This is a genomic window from Vibrio sp. V43_P6S15P86 (genome assembly GCF_009904725.1).
In the GTDB taxonomy this organism is placed as follows: Bacteria; Pseudomonadota; Gammaproteobacteria; order Enterobacterales; family Vibrionaceae; genus Vibrio; species Vibrio diabolicus.
Genome location: NZ_WXWT01000333.1, coordinates 1 through 15212, shown reverse-complemented (window position 1 = coordinate 15212; position 15212 = coordinate 1). Strand labels below are relative to the sequence as shown.

Below are 15212 nucleotides of genomic sequence, written 5' to 3'. Positions count from 1 at the left end.
GTTATCCGACTTAGACCAAGATGTCGAACCAAAACCACTCAAAGACAGGTGATCTGATAACTCAATGGTGGCTAAGCTCGGAAAGGCGACAACACTCAGTGATAACATGGTCAAATATTTTTTCATATTAATCCTCCGAGCTCACCACACACAAAATACGAGCATTTCCAGGCACGCTCGAAGCAGGGGCATAACCAATCCGATTGGGCTTTTCTTGCATCCACGTGATCAGCGCATCAATGCTAGAGTTTGCAATCACTTTGGGTGGCCTCGCTTTGCCTGAAAAAGACAAGCTCGCCCAGTGCGCGTTCATTTGCGCCAAGTTTTTATTGAGAAGGTAGCGATAGAACTCCGCTCTCTCCGCTGATGTTGCTGGCCAGTCAGATAGCTCAATTCTCTGCCCTTGTAAGAGTTGCGTTTTTCCTCTGTACAACTTTCGCGCTTTATTGATGGTTAGGGGCGAGAACTCATTATTAAACGAGAAAACGGCGTAGCTCTCTGCAGCAAGTACTTGACTATCTATGGGTAGAAGGAAAACAACAATGAATAGGTAGCGTTTTATGCAGCGCAAAAGAAAACAGAGGAGAGAAATGTCGCCGCTCATCATCGCTACCTATATCGCATTTTCAATCTGGTACAACAGCTTTTCTCTACGAACAGGCTTGGGTACATAAGCGTCCATGCCTGAATCGAAGCAGCGTTGAATGTCATCATCCACAACACTTGCCGTTAGCGCGATGATGGGAGTCTTAGGAAGACCTTTACTTGCTTCGTAGGCGCGTATTTGTCGCGAGGCTTCGAACCCATCCATGATCGGCATCATGCAGTCCATCAAAATGATGTCGAACCCACCATCTTTTTGGAACATTTCGACCGCAACCTGTCCGTTTTCGGCCACTTCAAATTGATAACCAGCTTTGGATAAAAGCAGCGAAGCGACTTTTTGATTTACTCTGTTATCTTCGACGAGCAAAATCCGTTCTGAGCGAATAGGCGTCACGGTCGCTTCTGATTGTTCAGCATGCGAGGTTTTTTCAGGAGTGTGAGTAGTGTCCGTTGCCTGTCGCTTTTCATCAGAAACAATATTGGAAATTCGTAGTCCAATGGCTTTATCTAATTTCTCTTTCAACAAACCCGCTTTAAAAGGTTTGGGCACATAATCATCCATTCCAACATCAAAACACTTTTGAATGTCATCATCGACTACACTTGCTGTTAGCGCGATAATTGGGATTCTGAACGTCCGTTTTTCTTTTGCTTCAATTTGACGGATCATTTTGGTTGCTTCAAACCCATCCATCACAGGCATCATGCAATCCATTAAGATTAAGCTGTATTGATTCTGTTGAAACATATCTACGGCTTCTTCTCCGTTTACGGCGATATCAAAGTCGAAGCCCGCTTTTGTGATGTAATCCAGCGATTTTTTGATTAACGGTGTTGTCGTCGACCACCAAGATTTTTGGGAGAGTCTTAGCATTGGGTGTTGTCGTGTTCTCCTGGTTTGCTTGAGGGAAGTTTGCAGCACAAGTTTCAAGTGCTTTTACTAAGCGCTGTCCTAAGAGGGGTTGAGTGACCAATGCACTAATGCTGTTACCAAAATCACGTTGGGCACTATGAAGGTGTTTAATAAGACAAACTCGAACATTTTGCATGCAAAGTCTTTTCATTTCACCTAGATGTTTGGCTGTGGTATTTGGAGAAGTTTCTACGTTGATAACAATGATGCGCTCGTTATCAATCCACGTTGGCAGAGCATCCAGTGTATTTACTGATTGCTGAACATTGATGTGGAAAAAGCTCAACTCGTCACGCAGCTTTTGCTCCAAAGTAGGGTTGTTGCAAACTATCCATATATCGTTGTGATTAAGGGAGTGATAGCCATTGAACTCTTGAGTCACAATTGGAGCCGTAAGTTCGAAGAAAAATCGGCTACCTTTGCCTTTCTCGGATTCAAGCTGAATCTCACCTCCCATCAATTCTACCAGCTGCGTGCTAATTGCAAGCCCAAGCCCTGTCCCTCCAAACTGTCGGGTGGTGGAGTTATCTTCTTGGGCGAAAGGAGCAAATATCTTTTTTTGTTGCTGCTCATCAATACCGATCCCTGAGTCTTTGACTGAAAACTCGATACTCGCTTCACCATTTGTGATTCCTCGAGTGATGACAGAGAGTTCAACGCGACCTTGTTCGGTGAACTTTACGGCATTGGACATGAAGTTCATCATAATTTGGCGTATACGGTGATCATCCAACATAACGTGATAGGGCGTATTGCGGCTGATGCTGACTTGAACATCGATGCCTTTTTCTTTCGCTTTCGGGGAAATAATAGAAGCAATATCGTAGATGGATTCACGAACACAGGTTGAATGAGGGCTGATAAGCAACATACCAGATTCAATTTTAGAGAAGTCCAGAACGTCATTTATTAAGCTCAACAGTAATTGCGAGGAGGTTTCTATCGTGTCGACATAATCACGCTGTGTCGCCGTTAGCGACGTGTCTGACAAAACTTCTGAAATGCCAATAACGCCGTTTAAAGGGGTTCGAATCTCATGAGACATATTCGCCAGAAAGCTACTTTTGGCTTTGCTTGCCTCGATGGCATCATCTTTCGCCTTTTCAGCATCTTCTTTGGCTTGAGTTAACTTTTGTCTTGACTGCTCACGTTCGTAACTCAGTTTTTTTACCTCTTTAGCAAACTTACTGAGTTCATCTTTCCCTTTGGTCAACTCTGTCAGTGGTGAGTTTTCATTGTTGTCCTCTTCGTAAGTGTCTCGACTTAAGAATTCGAGGACTAAATTCAAGTTGCCAGTGACCTTACGCACTAACCTCAGGGTTAAACTCACGACCAGTAATGTCACGAGGCTCATTAGCGCAATGAAGCCAATGCGGTGCTGTGTTGTTTCACTGATCGTCTTGGTTATATCCTTAATAAGTTGCTGTTCCATCTGGTCATCAACGTTACGTAATAAACTTAAGCGTTTATAAAGCGCAGACAACCCGTCATCTATTTGAGCGGGGGTCAACACGCTAAGGTTTGATGGCTGCAACAAATTGGCTCGAAATGCTTGGCTTTTAACAAACACATTATCGGTAAAGGTTTCGATGAGAAGATGGACTTGCTGCTTATTCGCATTAAGTGTGACAAAACGTTCGAACAGCAGTTGTTGGTTCTGGATTAATGATTGAATACTGGCTTGGATAGCTGGATCGTAAATCTGCCCCTGCTCTGTAGATTCCACCAAGTATTTGCTGAGTCTATGCTCTTCTGTTGACCAAAACATTAACCACTCAAGCTGCATCAATGAGGAGAGGTGAGTGTTGGTTTCATAACTTACATGGCTGAAGTAGACTCTATCCAAACTCAAAAGAATCTCTTTGAATGTGTCGGCACGCCACTCAGCAGCATCTAACTTATCTTCTGTATTATTGGACGAGAGCATTGACAGTGTTGCTTCTTCGAAATTCGTGAGCTGATTTAATATATCGGCATTGTCACCAAAAACAGGTGAAGCTGTCTCTTGTAAAGTGTGAACGAGTTGGCGGGTTTTTTGAGCGTTATTCGCGACCTTTGGATCGCTCGTCAAATAATACAATGAGGAAACACGATCTATATATTGGGAGAAGAGTTGTGCTTTTTGAAGTTCTTGAGCTTGGATAGAGAGGTTTTGTACATGTTTGCCCGCCAGAAGCAATAACAATAATATTGGTAGTAGGACCAATCCAAAAAGTTTCTGCTTTACAGACAGGTTGTTCCAAGCAAATATCCCGACCACACGCGTTTCCATATCCAAAGAGTTGATATGAAAAGTGTAGTTTACCTATCTCAAATGTTAGATTTTAAGAGGAAATTCATACTTGCGAGATGGCGAAGTGTGACCAATATTGCAGAACGAATCCCCTTTAATTAAATGAACGCGATAAATTATTCAGTTAAGCATAGTTGCTGGCGGTTGAGTCATCTATTGCTTGGCGTTGTTGCTCAAACTCTATGATTTTTTCTGCCGGCACCGGTCTACCCAAGAAAAAGCCTTGCACAACGTCGCAGTGAAGTGATTCCATCCTTGTTAGTTGGGTCTGGGTTTCTATGCCTTCAGCTACCACTCTCATTCTTAGGTTATGAGCCATGGATATAATCGCACGGACTAATGAGTCATCTTGTTCATTTTTTTGGATTTGAGCGATAAATGAACGGTCAATTTTAAGCCCATCAAACGACATTTGTTGTAGGTAGGCGAGGGCTGAGTACCCAGTTCCAAAATCATCTAGCCACACTTCTACGCCGTTAGCTTGTAATTTTTTGAGCACATACTGCGCTTTCTCAATATCATCAATAAACAGAGACTCTGTCACTTCAACATGAATGGTTTGAGGGGGGACTTGATATTGTTGTAAATATTTCGAAAAGAGCTGACTTAAATCTTGGCGGTAGATCTGCCTAGGAGACAAATTTAATGCGATATGAAAATCAGCAGCGAAATGATCCGCCCATTGTGCTCGCTGGCTAATTGCTGTCTCGATGAGGTATTCACCAAGCTCTAAAATTAAGTCACTTTGTTCTGCAATCGGGATAAATAATTCTGGGCTGATATAACCCTTCTCCGGATGATTCCACCTAACCAATGCTTCAACACCAATCAACTGGTAGGTGTTGAGGTCGAACTGGGGTTGATACCAAAGCTCGAACTGAGATAAATCACGTATTGAGCGGCGCAGTTCTTTTTCTATGTATAAGCGCTGCTTCACTGTCTCATCAAACGCGGAATCGTATATCGTCATGATATCTTTGCCGCGTCGTTTAGATTCTTGCGCCGCCAGTGAGGAGAGTTGTAAAAGAGACTCTGCGTTTGAGCCAAATTCCGGATACACCGCGACTCCAAGGCTTGCCGTAATTTGAATATCGTTCTCTTCCAAATTAAAAGGAGAAAGCAATTGGCGATGAATATCGTCCGCTTTTTCTCTAGCGTGGAGGCTGTCTTTGCATGGAAAGACCAGCACAAATTCGTCAGCGCCGACTCGGCTTACGATGGTTGAAAGACGGTAAAGAGGCTGGAAGTAACTCGGCAAACGACCTTGAAGTTCTGAGGCGAGATGACCCAGCAATTTATCTCCGATGCTATGCCCGTAGTTATCGTTAATATGTTTAAAGTCATCCAGATCAATAAAAACAACCGCGAGTGAGGGTGATTTGCGGTTCGTTATTTGCTTTTGGATATCAATGAGCAACTTTTCTCGGTTAGGCAGGGAGGTAAGAATGTCGTGATACGCCATGAACTCCACCCGGCTTGTGTATCGGTTCACTTTGTTCGACATTTTGTTATACGCCGAAATAAGATCACCCACTTCATCTTTACTTTTTATATCAGTGATTGGCAGTGCTTGAGTATTTGACTCTGTAAATTGTTCTTTAAGTTGTTTGAGTGGTTTTATTAATGAGCGACCCAAAGCATACGCGATGGCACTTCCGAGCAGAACGGATATCGCACTGATCGTGAGCAGCAAGTTAAACATCTTTTGCTTATCGTTTGAGGTAAGCGCTTGTACTTGCGCAATGTTTTGTTCTTTCTCTTCTAATAGATGTGCTAGGTTCAGTTCAAGATACACAGCGCCCAGTGTGATATTCGATTGCTGAATCGGTGCCGCAATTTCTAATTGATGTTTAGAAAAAGAAATGAGAATTCTAGACTCTTCTATTGCTTTCAAAATAAAGCGAGAACGGTAATGAGGCTGGGCAAACATACTCAGCTGAGTCGTACCGTCGTGAAAGATTAGCCCTTCATTATCAACAACGTGTATCTTCGAGACATCTGGTTGGCTTAATGTTGCTTTAATCTGCTCGTATGCTTGGCTGATATTATCCGTATAGAGTGGATCAAAAAGTTGCTTTGATAATAACTCTGCGTAAACCAATCCTTTTTGCTTGACGTAAGACTCTGTTTTTTCTTGTGAGTTCTCGGTGATTTGGCGGGTTAAGTTATTTGAGTACGTATCGTAACCATGCATATATAGTGCGAGGTTTATCACTACGACAAACAGGACAACAAAAATGGTCGAGCAAATGTATTTAGTTTCGAGTGAGAGTTTGTGGAACATCAATCCACCTTCGGTAACAAGTGAATAGATGTTCGAACGGTATTTAAGGACGCGGACATTTCTGGCGTTAGAGCGGTGATCTTTTTCGTGTTTTGGAACTGTTTAAGTGCTAGGGCACCTTGCTGAGATGCCTCCATACCGAGCAATATTGACGTGATTTTATGTTGCTGATCTTGGCTTAAGGTCGGAGAGGCGAGAATTAAGTCTCTAGGTATTTCTACCGAGCGAGCGAAAATCGTTAGTTTGTCTTTCATGCTTTCTGGAAGATCTTTAGGGTTGCTCCAATTGAAATTGCTGAACGCTCCTGCTGCGACTCTCTGCTTATACACCCATACTGAAAGGTTGATTTCATTCGATTGAGCCAAGTGCTCGTCAAGGAATAAATATCCAATACTGTCTTTGGCTGGTTTGTCATCGGAGGAGGGGAGGTATTCTAATTTCTCCCCTTGATTAAGCAGTGTAATAGCGGGTAAGTAATAGCTGCTGGTGGATGTACGCTTTTCAAAAACAAGTGTTTTTCCGCGCAGGTCAGAAATCGACTCGATACCACTCTCTTTGTGGGTAAAGAATACCGTATGATATTTTTGTAAACCTTTTTTCCAGCGTATGGCAATGGCTTGGCTACCAGACTCTGCCTCGAGGGTCATTGCATTGAAGGGGGTGGCTGTTGCAATTTGAACGGTGCCATTTTCAAGTGCCACTGCGAGCTGGCGATAATTTTTAAATACTTTTACAGCACCCTTGGTGTATCCGTATTCAGCCAAACCATTGGTCACGTACTGCGTGAAAGGCGTCGACTTTTTGATTTTGCTTTGAGCTTTATTGGAAACAATGCCAAACGTGAATGTTTTTTCAATATTTTCTTGTGCACTGACGACAAAAGGCGAACTCAGCAAAGTGAGTGATAACAGAGTGCAGGCAGGTTTCATCCGGCTTCAACTTCCTTCTGGTGCATGTCAGTAATATTTAGCATTTATCAATGCGCCCCAAATCAATAGTAGAAACAGTATGATGTACAAATTTCGTTTTACTAGCGCACTTTTATAACGTGACTTGGTCACTTATTCCGTTCAAATAGTACCGAATTTGAAGTTTATGTACAGGATGAATGTTTCACCGTGGGTTTGAATTCACTGGATTCTTAGTCAAGTTCAGTAGTGTCTGTGAGCGAGTACACCTTCTTTATCATGATGTCGTGTTAAGAAAATATCTCCAATTGCTTTTGATATTTTTTCTCGAGTGCTTCATTACCTGCTGCACGTTCAAGTTGAATCATGAGCTGTAAAGAGGGTTTCTTAACGCCATACATTTGATTAAATCTCATTAATCGAATTCTGGCTTCAGTGTAATTGCCGCTATCAATTTCTAGCTTGGCCAGCTGCAAAATAGATTTTGGCCTATGAGGGTCATGATCAATAGCTCGGGCGAAGTAGTATTTCGCTTTGTCTTTATCTTGTGACTTCAACGCGCAAAATGCGGCGTTTTCATAACTGGCCGGAATGAGATAGTAATAAGGCTGCTCAATGGCTCGATTAAACATTTGATCGGCTTTCTCGAAGTCACCCCGCTTGCAAAGAAAGGTGCCGTAGTTATTGAGCACGTTACCGTTTTTGGTGTGTTGGCGTAGAGAGCGTTTATACATTTGCTCGGCTTTAGCATCTTCACCAACCGTTTCATAGTAGTGAGCCATCGATAACTGAGCACGATAGTATTGAGGTGCGTGGGTTAAGGCTTGTTGCAAGTTATCATGCGCGCGAATCATATTGCCGCCTTCTAAATAACCTAGGCCAAGTGCGATACGTGATTCTGCCATTGCTACAGGATCGGCTTTAACGACAGGGCTACCATCTTCTTTCACCGTCACGCAGCCCACAAGTGCAAACTGAGACATTAATAGTAGTGCACCGAGCTTTGTTGTTTTCATTCTTTGTCCCTACATCCCTGAATCTCCCAGCATGATATGAATTACGTAGCAAAAGCCTATTGAGGAAAAAACACTATGCGATCAGGTTTGCAAACTGGTATGAAAAAGCCGCCATATGGCGGCTTGGTTCACATATTACATTTAGGCATCATAAGCGCTTTGTTTGCGTGCTTTGAGGTTAATCGTCTTTAGTAAAAGCGTCTTCACTGAAGTGATCAAGATCATAAGGTGTTTGCTGGTAAACGCAGTAGTTCAGCCAGTTTAAAAAGAGGAGATGTCCATGACTTCTCCAACTGGCAATTGGTGGATTATCAGGATTGTTGTTTGGATAGTAGTTGACGGGAATGGCTGGTTCCATGCCTTCGCTTAAATCGCGGATATATTCGTTATGTAAGGTATGCGAATCGTATTCAGGATGCCCAGTAACAAACACATTTCTCTTGTCTTTTGTTGTCGCTAAGTAAACACCTGCAACATCCGATGTGGCTAGGATGTCTAAGTCGGTATGTTCTTCTAAAAAGTGAGGTGAAAAGTCGGCATAGCGTGAATGAGGCGCTAAAAATGTGTCATCAAACCCACGTAACATAGGATGGAATTGATGATGAATTTGGTGATGGTACACGCCTGAAAGTTTTTCTTTACGCGTTTTTTTAGGTAGATCGTAGAGCAACTTCAGCCCTGCTTGTGCTGCCCAGCAGACATAAAGAGTCGATGTCACATGATCTTTTGCCCATTCCATGATGGTTTTTAGGTGGTCCCAATAAATGACATCTTCAAATTGAACCAAACCTAGTGGGGCACCAGTAATGATCATGCCATCGAAATTTTTATCTCTCACCATTTCAAATTGACGATAAAAAGTATCCAAATGTTCGGTTGGCGTATTTTTGCTTGGGCGGTTATCAATGCGTAACAACTCGACATTGACTTGTAATGGGCTGTTTGAGAGTAGACGCAAAAACTGAGTTTCAGTTTCTATTTTTTTGGGCATCAGATTCAGGATCAGCACTCGTAAAGGACGTATTTCCTGACTCGCAGCACGCGTTTCACTCATTACGAAGATGTTCTCTGTCCTTAGCACATCGGTAGCTGGTAGTTGATCTGGAATTCTAATTGGCACGACTTTCTCTCCCTAAGTATAGTCAATCTAGACGTCTATACTTCTAAAGCTAACTTAATTAAGTTTAGATGTCGATACGAAATATGACTTTTCAATCTACTCTTTACATTATGGTAAAGAGTAGATTGAAGCTGTCACACAATTGTGACTAGAGCGGAGTTTCTGATGAGATATGCTTGAAACGCTGGTCGTACTATTTGCTGGTAATTACGTGATCACGTTAATATGCGAAAGTGACTTCGTTGTAAGGAAGTCTCAGATTAATGAGCCATACTAAAAACAATCAGCTCACCAATATGCATTAAAGTGTGTATTTGGAAACATCGTCAGTGGAGGACATTATGTTCGGTATTTTTAAAAGAAAGACAAAAATTCAGAGCATCGCTCAAGAGGTTCCTAGCGTACTATTGCGCTTGTTTGGCGATAAAGACACTTATACGCCGAAAGAAATTGATCAAGCCCTTCAAGAGCTTGGTTATGATAAGAGCAAGGATCTAAGTCATTATCAGTATGCCTATGGAATGTTTGCCAATGAAGCTTCTTACGAGCAGCTAGGGCTGACGGATGAGTTAGGTAATTATGGTCACTTTCAACGAGAAGTGGGCAAGATGCTGCTCAATACACCAGAGCCAATTGATATGCACATCTACTTTGAAATTGCTCGGCAGCACCAAAAAGCAGGCCTGTCGCTTACTCATCAAGAAGTGAGTGAAAGCGATGGCGTGTGAATGTCTCTATATTCAAGTGATCACGCTGTGAATCCTGCATTTTGAAGCCGCTTGAGTAAGAGGTATTCCATCGAGAGATGAGTTGGGTATAATGCGCGACCTAATTATCCGGACGTGTTGTCGGTTACATTTCTGTTGAGCGTTAATGCCTTATGTTCAAAATGCTTGTCTCTATGCCGCCAATGTTGGCGCTGTCGATCGCGATTGTATGTGAAGTGATTGCCACTTCCTATATTCCCAAAACAGAGCAATTTACGAAAATGATGCCTAGCACAGTCGTTCTGATTGGTTACGGCATTGCTTTCTTCTTGCTTTCCGTCACGGTAAAAACGATGCCTGTTGGGGTTGTTTACGCCATATGGAGTGGAGCGGGTATTGTTTTAGTTGCTACGGTTGGCTACTTTGTTTATGGACAGCGGCTAGATTTGCCTGCGATTGTTGGTATTGGGTTTATCCTAACTGGTGTGATGATCGTGAATCTGTTATCCAAGACTGTAGGACACGGATAACCAACACTACTTGTGATGCCAAATAAAAAGCCGTAGCGAGAAATTGCTGCGGCTTTTTAATGTCAATCCAATAGTTAACTTACTAGTACCTCAAGCATTTTGCTTTGTTGACGATGTTTTCGATTGCGATACATCACGGCGGCGAACGCTGGGAGGCTAAATGCGATAAATCCTAATATCAGTGCATATGCCCCAGTTTTTGCGCTAATTCCTGCTGGTACGTCAAAAGATACAACAATCGTCACCAAGCAACTCATCAAGCCTAATCCTGCCACTAAACACATTCCTATTTTTCCGCCCGCAATTCGAAATGGGCGCTCAATATCTGCGTGTTTGTAGCGTGAGACCAAAAAGCTAACAAAAATACAGATGTACATCACCATATAGAGCTGAGTCATCAGGATATTCAATAACCACATGCCTTGATTGACGTTAGGAACAAAAATGAAAACCAAAGAGAGCACGCTAACAATCGTGCCTTGCAAGAGCAACAATGAGACGGGAGCTTGGTTGCGGTTTTCTTTGGCGAGCGACATCGGCATGAAACTATCTTTTGCGGCAACATGCAGACTTTTAGTCGGGGCGATTATCCAGTTATTCAGGCTTGCAAGCGTGCCAAAAACAATAGCAAGGGCAATGACAGGCAGCAGGAATGAGAGGTGCAGATCATCAAAAAAAGCTTTGAAGGCAAGTATCACTCCTTCACTCAAACTAGAATGGTCACTTGAGACGACCGAAGAAATAGACAGTGAGCACGCCGTCAGAGAAACCAAGATTAAGATTGTGGAGATCAGCAGAGCTTTGGGATAGGCTTTTTGCGGATTTTCGACTTCGCTTGCATAAGAGGTCGTGATTTCAAGGCCTGTAAGTGACAGAACTACCGCAGTAAAACCCGCTCCGATCCCATCTTGAGAAAGGTCCGGCAACCAGTCAGATACGTGGCGAAGCGAGATATGAGACTCACCAGGATGGGTATACGCCCAGTACCCGCCTAATCCGATAATCAATAGAATCGGAAATATCAAACCTAGGGTGCCGAATACATTTGTAATCAGGGAAGAGAGGCGCAAGCCAAAGATATTAACTAAAGTTAACGCCCAAAAAATCACATTAATCATCACCAACATAAACATGTTGTTTTGCGCCAGATCTGGGAAAAAAGGGTAGGCTCCCGTTGCAACAATGAATGAAATTAACGGTGGATAGTAAACAATATTTTCAGCGTATTGATACCACACGGTGGCAAAGCCAAAGTTTGGCCCTAGTGTTTCTTTGCCCCAAAGATATACACCACCTTGCTCTGGATAAGTGGTACTTAGCTCAGCACACACTAGCGCTGTAGGGACAAAAAAACAAAGTCCAGCAAGTAAGAAGAAAGAAATGGCATGGCTACCAAACAAAGCCGCCCCAGGAATGTTCCTTATGCTGTCGACCGAAGTTACGGTAATCATGATGATAGAGAAAACACTCAATTTAACGGCGGATTTAACGATATTGCTCATTCGATACCTTTAATGGATGAGCGCACAACTTCTAGGTTGTAAAAGTAGCGTGCTACAAGTAAGACTCGCGTATTGTAGATTCCTCATAAATAGTGGGTATATAGCGAAAAACGGTATGTATTTATCCGAAAATGAGCTGAAAACAACGCGCTTTATTTCCATGGGATATAAACGAGTGATATGTCGGATAAATAAACACTTATAGCGATAAATTAGAACCTTTAGGTAAAGGTTTGACTTTCCCCTAAGGTCAAGGAGTACATTAACGCCATATCGAAATGAAACGATGGAGAAAACAATGGGATGCTGTAACCAAGCGCCAAAAGGTGGAACCGGAAAGTTGTCTTACTTGTTCAGGGTAATGGTTGTCATGTTTATTGTTATTTTCATGATAGCTGCATTGTGGGGTTAAAAAACACCATTATCTAGCGCATTGAAAACACAAAGTTATGTTTGTTCAAACTTTATGAAAGTGCGGTAGATTAATCACTCCAATCGATGTTAACGTGGTGATTCATCTTTGCTGCTTTTTCATCCCCCTACATATTTCTGCAAAGTTCTTATTGTGTAGTGTGTCGAAGAACCATAGAATCCGCGCGCTTTAATTTATGTTATTAGCGCTATCAATGATAAAAGTGCAGTCCATTATCATTGTTTTTATCACTTATAGATGGGCACATCTGACAATACTCACATGAATAAATACCAAAAGCCTGAATTCAAGGCTGAATTTCTTTTGCCTCGTTACTGGGGAACCTTAATTATCATCAGCGTGATGTACTTACTCAGTCTCCTTCCTTTCAAAGTTCAATTAGTATTAGGACGTGGCATTGGCCGTTTAGCTATGCGAATCATGAAAAAACGTCAAGTTACGATTAGGCGCAATCTTGAGCTTTGCTTTCCTCAGATGGAAGAATGCCAACGCGAAGCAATTTTAAAAGAAAATATCGACAATACAGGTATTGCGCTATTTGAGACCGCGATGGCATGGTTTTGGTCTGATAAACGGGTAAACAAACACGTTACGATAAAAGGAATAGAGCACCTCGAGGCTTTAGAAAAATCAGGCAAGGGGGCATTAATGTTGGCCGTACACTCGATGAACTTAGAGTTAGGTGCTCGTGCTTTTGGCATTAAAAAGTCTGGAACTGGTGTTTATCGTCCAAACAACAATCCGTGTTTTGATTACTTTCAATACAAGGGGCGTTCTCGCTCTAATCGTACGCTTATTGACCGCAAGAACGTTAAAGCCATGCTTGAAGCGCTTAGAACGGGTGAGCGGGTCTGGTATGCACCGGATCATGATTATGGAAACCGACGCTCAACGTTTGCGCCATTATTTGCCGTTAAAAATGCTTGCACGACGACAGGTACAAGTCTGCTGGTTGATTCGACAGATTGTGCCATCGTGCCTTTTACGATGGTAAGAGGAAAAGACGGACACTATACCTTGACGATTAGTGCGCCAGTCGACGGTTTCCCGAAAGAAGATCCTCAAGGTGCGGCAGTTTTCGTGAATAAGATAGTTGAAACGTCAATCATGGCAAGTCCGAGTCAATATATGTGGCTTCACCGTCGGTTTAAAACCAGACCTGAAGGCGAGGATTGTTTGTACAAGCCAAGGCTTATCCCTAGCTTGGCATAGTATAGAAAGAGCCTAAAAAAGCCCAAGGAACATACGAACCTTGGGCTTTTACGTTCTATTCTTTTTCTATTTACAGGTAGCGGCCTTTTAGGTGCGCTTGGAAGTGCTTAGCATTTAGTGTTTCACCCGTTGCGTCTCTTACGAGATCATCTGTTGTTAATAAGCAGCCTTTACTCCAGATGTTCTTCGACAGCCAATCGAATATCGGCGTCAGATCGCCAGAGCGAATAACCGCGTCCACATCTACTGTTTGCTTCATTGCGGCCATGAACTGGGCTGCGTACATCGCACCGAGAGTGTAAGACGGGAAATATCCAAAACTTCCATCTGTCCAATGAATGTCCTGCATACTGCCGTTTTTGAAATTTCCTTCCGTTGAGAGCCCCAAATACGCTTTCATTTTTTCGTTCCAGAGCTCTGGTACGTCTGTATGCTTGATGGCACCGTTCATAAGATCACGTTCAATCTCATATCGAAGAATAACGTGGGCAGGGTATGTTAATTCGTCCGCATCTACGCGAATAAAGCCTTTCTCTACGCGAGTGTAGATTTTGGCTAGATTGTCTTTTTCAAATTCATTCCCAGAAAAATGCTTGGAAGCCATGTGAGCAAGGTGGTCGATAAATGCGTTGTTTCGTCCTATTTGCATTTCAAAGAAGAGCGACTGTGACTCATGAATTCCCATAGAGCGGGCTTGACCAGCTGGTGTTCCTGCTAAATCTTTTGGTAGCCCTTGCTCGTATCGGGCATGGCCAGTTTCGTGGACGATCCCCATCAATGATTGGACAAACTCGCTTTCATCATAACGTGTTGTAATACGCACATCTGTTGGCACACCGCCACAAAATGGATGGACACTTTCATCAAGCCGACCGTGTTCAAAATCGAATTGAAGTAGCTTCATGACTTCCAGTCCCAGCGCTTTTTGTTTTTCCGCAGGGTAGTGCGCAGTTGGCAATAAGATGTTGTCTGATTGCTGTTTTTCAAGCGCTTCGTCTATCAAGGAAGGTAGCCACGTTTTTACGTCAGCAAAAAGCGTGTCTAACGATGCAGACGTTGTGCCTGGTTCATAAATATCAAGCATGGCATCGTAAGGCGTTGTGCCGTTTGCTTCGGCTCTAATTTGCGCTTCTTCTTGCGATAGCTTGACGACTTCTGCCCAGTTCTTTTCAAAGCCAGACCAGTCATTTTCTCCGCGTTGCGTACGCCATGCATGTTCACATTTGGAGCCAGCAAGAGATTGAGCTTGAACTAATGATTCTGGTAGCAAGTTAGCTTGTTGCCATTCACGTTTCATTTCTCGTAGGATGGACTTTTCACTTGCAGATAGCGTCTCTTCTTCTGCCTGAGCGAAAAGCTCGCCCAAGTGTGGCTGAGTCATCAATGAGTGGATGTGTACATCAAGTTCTGCCATAGCATTGGAGCGCGCTTCAGCGCCACCAGATGGCATGACCGCTGCTTGGTCCCAACCTATGATGGCAGAGAGGTGCTCAAAATTTACAACTTTTTTGGAATGTTCAATGAGTTTTGTAAATGCTTTCATGTGACTACTCTTATTCTTTGTTCTTCCCCTAAACACCCGATAACGGGTCCTTTACGTCGAGTTGCACGAAACAACCTGCGTTAATTTACTAATAATTAACAATTAATCGTCACTCATTGTCCATAAATTCACTCAGTTGTATAGC

At 42.9% G+C, this 15212-nt stretch carries 10 protein-coding genes and 2 pseudogenes; 3 read left to right on the top strand and 9 right to left on the bottom strand.

The window, feature by feature from the left end:
- From CAG69_RS14770 to metA, 7 genes and pseudogenes are all read right to left on the bottom strand, one after another.
- A pseudogene (locus CAG69_RS14770) lies at positions 1 to 126 on the bottom strand (sulfate ABC transporter permease); the annotation flags it as partial.
- Position 127: 1 nt separating this feature from the next.
- Positions 128 to 604, bottom strand: coding sequence for a hypothetical protein (locus tag CAG69_RS14765; RefSeq protein WP_104971622.1), 477 nt, complete (start codon positions 602 to 604; stop codon positions 128 to 130).
- Between the two features lie 9 nt (positions 605 to 613).
- A pseudogene (locus CAG69_RS14760) lies at positions 614 to 3791 on the bottom strand (response regulator).
- A gap of 145 nt (positions 3792 to 3936) precedes the next feature.
- Positions 3937 to 6096 carry a GGDEF domain-containing phosphodiesterase gene (locus CAG69_RS14755; RefSeq protein WP_161444882.1) on the bottom strand — a complete coding sequence of 720 codons (2160 nt, stop codon included), beginning with the start codon at positions 6094 to 6096 and terminating at the stop codon, positions 3937 to 3939.
- On the bottom strand, positions 6096 to 7025 hold the full coding sequence (locus tag CAG69_RS14750; RefSeq protein ID WP_161444880.1) for a phosphate/phosphite/phosphonate ABC transporter substrate-binding protein: 930 nt from the start codon (positions 7023 to 7025) through the stop codon (positions 6096 to 6098). Before CAG69_RS14750 ends, CAG69_RS14755 begins: the two co-directional genes overlap by 1 nt.
- A gap of 269 nt (positions 7026 to 7294) precedes the next feature.
- Positions 7295 to 8020: a type IV pilus biogenesis/stability protein PilW gene (pilW, locus tag CAG69_RS14745; protein WP_161444878.1), complete on the bottom strand. Its 726-nt coding sequence runs from the start codon at positions 8018 to 8020 to the stop codon at positions 7295 to 7297.
- A 178-nt stretch (positions 8021 to 8198) separates the two neighbouring features.
- A complete protein-coding gene (gene metA / locus CAG69_RS14740) occupies positions 8199 to 9140 on the bottom strand; it encodes a homoserine O-acetyltransferase MetA (protein WP_006741610.1) in 942 nt (313 codons plus the stop codon).
- 341 nt (positions 9141 to 9481) lie between these two features.
- Between metA and CAG69_RS14735 the strand changes: the two genes are divergently transcribed.
- Positions 9482 to 9868 (top strand): DUF6559 family protein, encoded by a 387-nt coding sequence (locus CAG69_RS14735; RefSeq protein WP_047008701.1) that lies wholly within the window; start codon positions 9482 to 9484, stop codon positions 9866 to 9868.
- A gap of 173 nt (positions 9869 to 10041) precedes the next feature.
- Complete coding sequence (locus CAG69_RS14730) at positions 10042 to 10377, top strand: DMT family transporter (RefSeq protein ID WP_074191316.1); 336 nt, start codon at positions 10042 to 10044, stop codon at positions 10375 to 10377.
- 74 nt (positions 10378 to 10451) lie between these two features.
- Here the strand turns inward: CAG69_RS14730 and CAG69_RS14725 are convergent, their stop codons facing one another.
- Entirely contained in the window at positions 10452 to 11879 is a 1428-nt protein-coding gene (locus tag CAG69_RS14725) for an APC family permease (RefSeq protein ID WP_161444876.1), read from the bottom strand.
- A 694-nt stretch (positions 11880 to 12573) separates the two neighbouring features.
- Here CAG69_RS14725 and CAG69_RS14720 point away from each other — a divergent pair.
- Positions 12574 to 13524 (top strand): LpxL/LpxP family Kdo(2)-lipid IV(A) lauroyl/palmitoleoyl acyltransferase, encoded by a 951-nt coding sequence (locus CAG69_RS14720; RefSeq protein WP_161444875.1) that lies wholly within the window; start codon positions 12574 to 12576, stop codon positions 13522 to 13524.
- A gap of 70 nt (positions 13525 to 13594) precedes the next feature.
- On the opposite strand, the gene CAG69_RS14715 is transcribed toward CAG69_RS14720, so the two are convergent.
- Positions 13595 to 15067, bottom strand: a complete 1473-nt coding sequence (locus tag CAG69_RS14715; RefSeq protein ID WP_161444873.1) for a carboxypeptidase M32 — start codon at positions 15065 to 15067, stop codon at positions 13595 to 13597.
- Positions 15068 to 15212 lie beyond the last annotated feature (145 nt).

Excerpts from the sequence above, each read along its gene's own strand:
- CAG69_RS14765 (WP_104971622.1), bottom strand. The coding sequence starts at position 604 with ATGAGCGGCGACATTTCTCTCCTCTGTTTTCTTTTGCGCTGCATAAAA.
- CAG69_RS14755 (WP_161444882.1), bottom strand. The coding sequence starts at position 6,096 with ATGTTCCACAAACTCTCACTCGAAACTAAATACATTTGCTCGACCATT.
- CAG69_RS14750 (WP_161444880.1), bottom strand. The coding sequence starts at position 7,025 with ATGAAACCTGCCTGCACTCTGTTATCACTCACTTTGCTGAGTTCGCCT.
- pilW (WP_161444878.1), bottom strand. The coding sequence starts at position 8,020 with ATGAAAACAACAAAGCTCGGTGCACTACTATTAATGTCTCAGTTTGCA.
- CAG69_RS14735 (WP_047008701.1), top strand. The coding sequence starts at position 9,482 with ATGTTCGGTATTTTTAAAAGAAAGACAAAAATTCAGAGCATCGCTCAA.
- CAG69_RS14730 (WP_074191316.1), top strand. The coding sequence starts at position 10,042 with ATGCCGCCAATGTTGGCGCTGTCGATCGCGATTGTATGTGAAGTGATT.
- CAG69_RS14725 (WP_161444876.1), bottom strand. The coding sequence starts at position 11,879 with ATGAGCAATATCGTTAAATCCGCCGTTAAATTGAGTGTTTTCTCTATC.
- CAG69_RS14720 (WP_161444875.1), top strand. The coding sequence starts at position 12,574 with ATGAATAAATACCAAAAGCCTGAATTCAAGGCTGAATTTCTTTTGCCT.
- CAG69_RS14715 (WP_161444873.1), bottom strand. The coding sequence starts at position 15,067 with ATGAAAGCATTTACAAAACTCATTGAACATTCCAAAAAAGTTGTAAAT.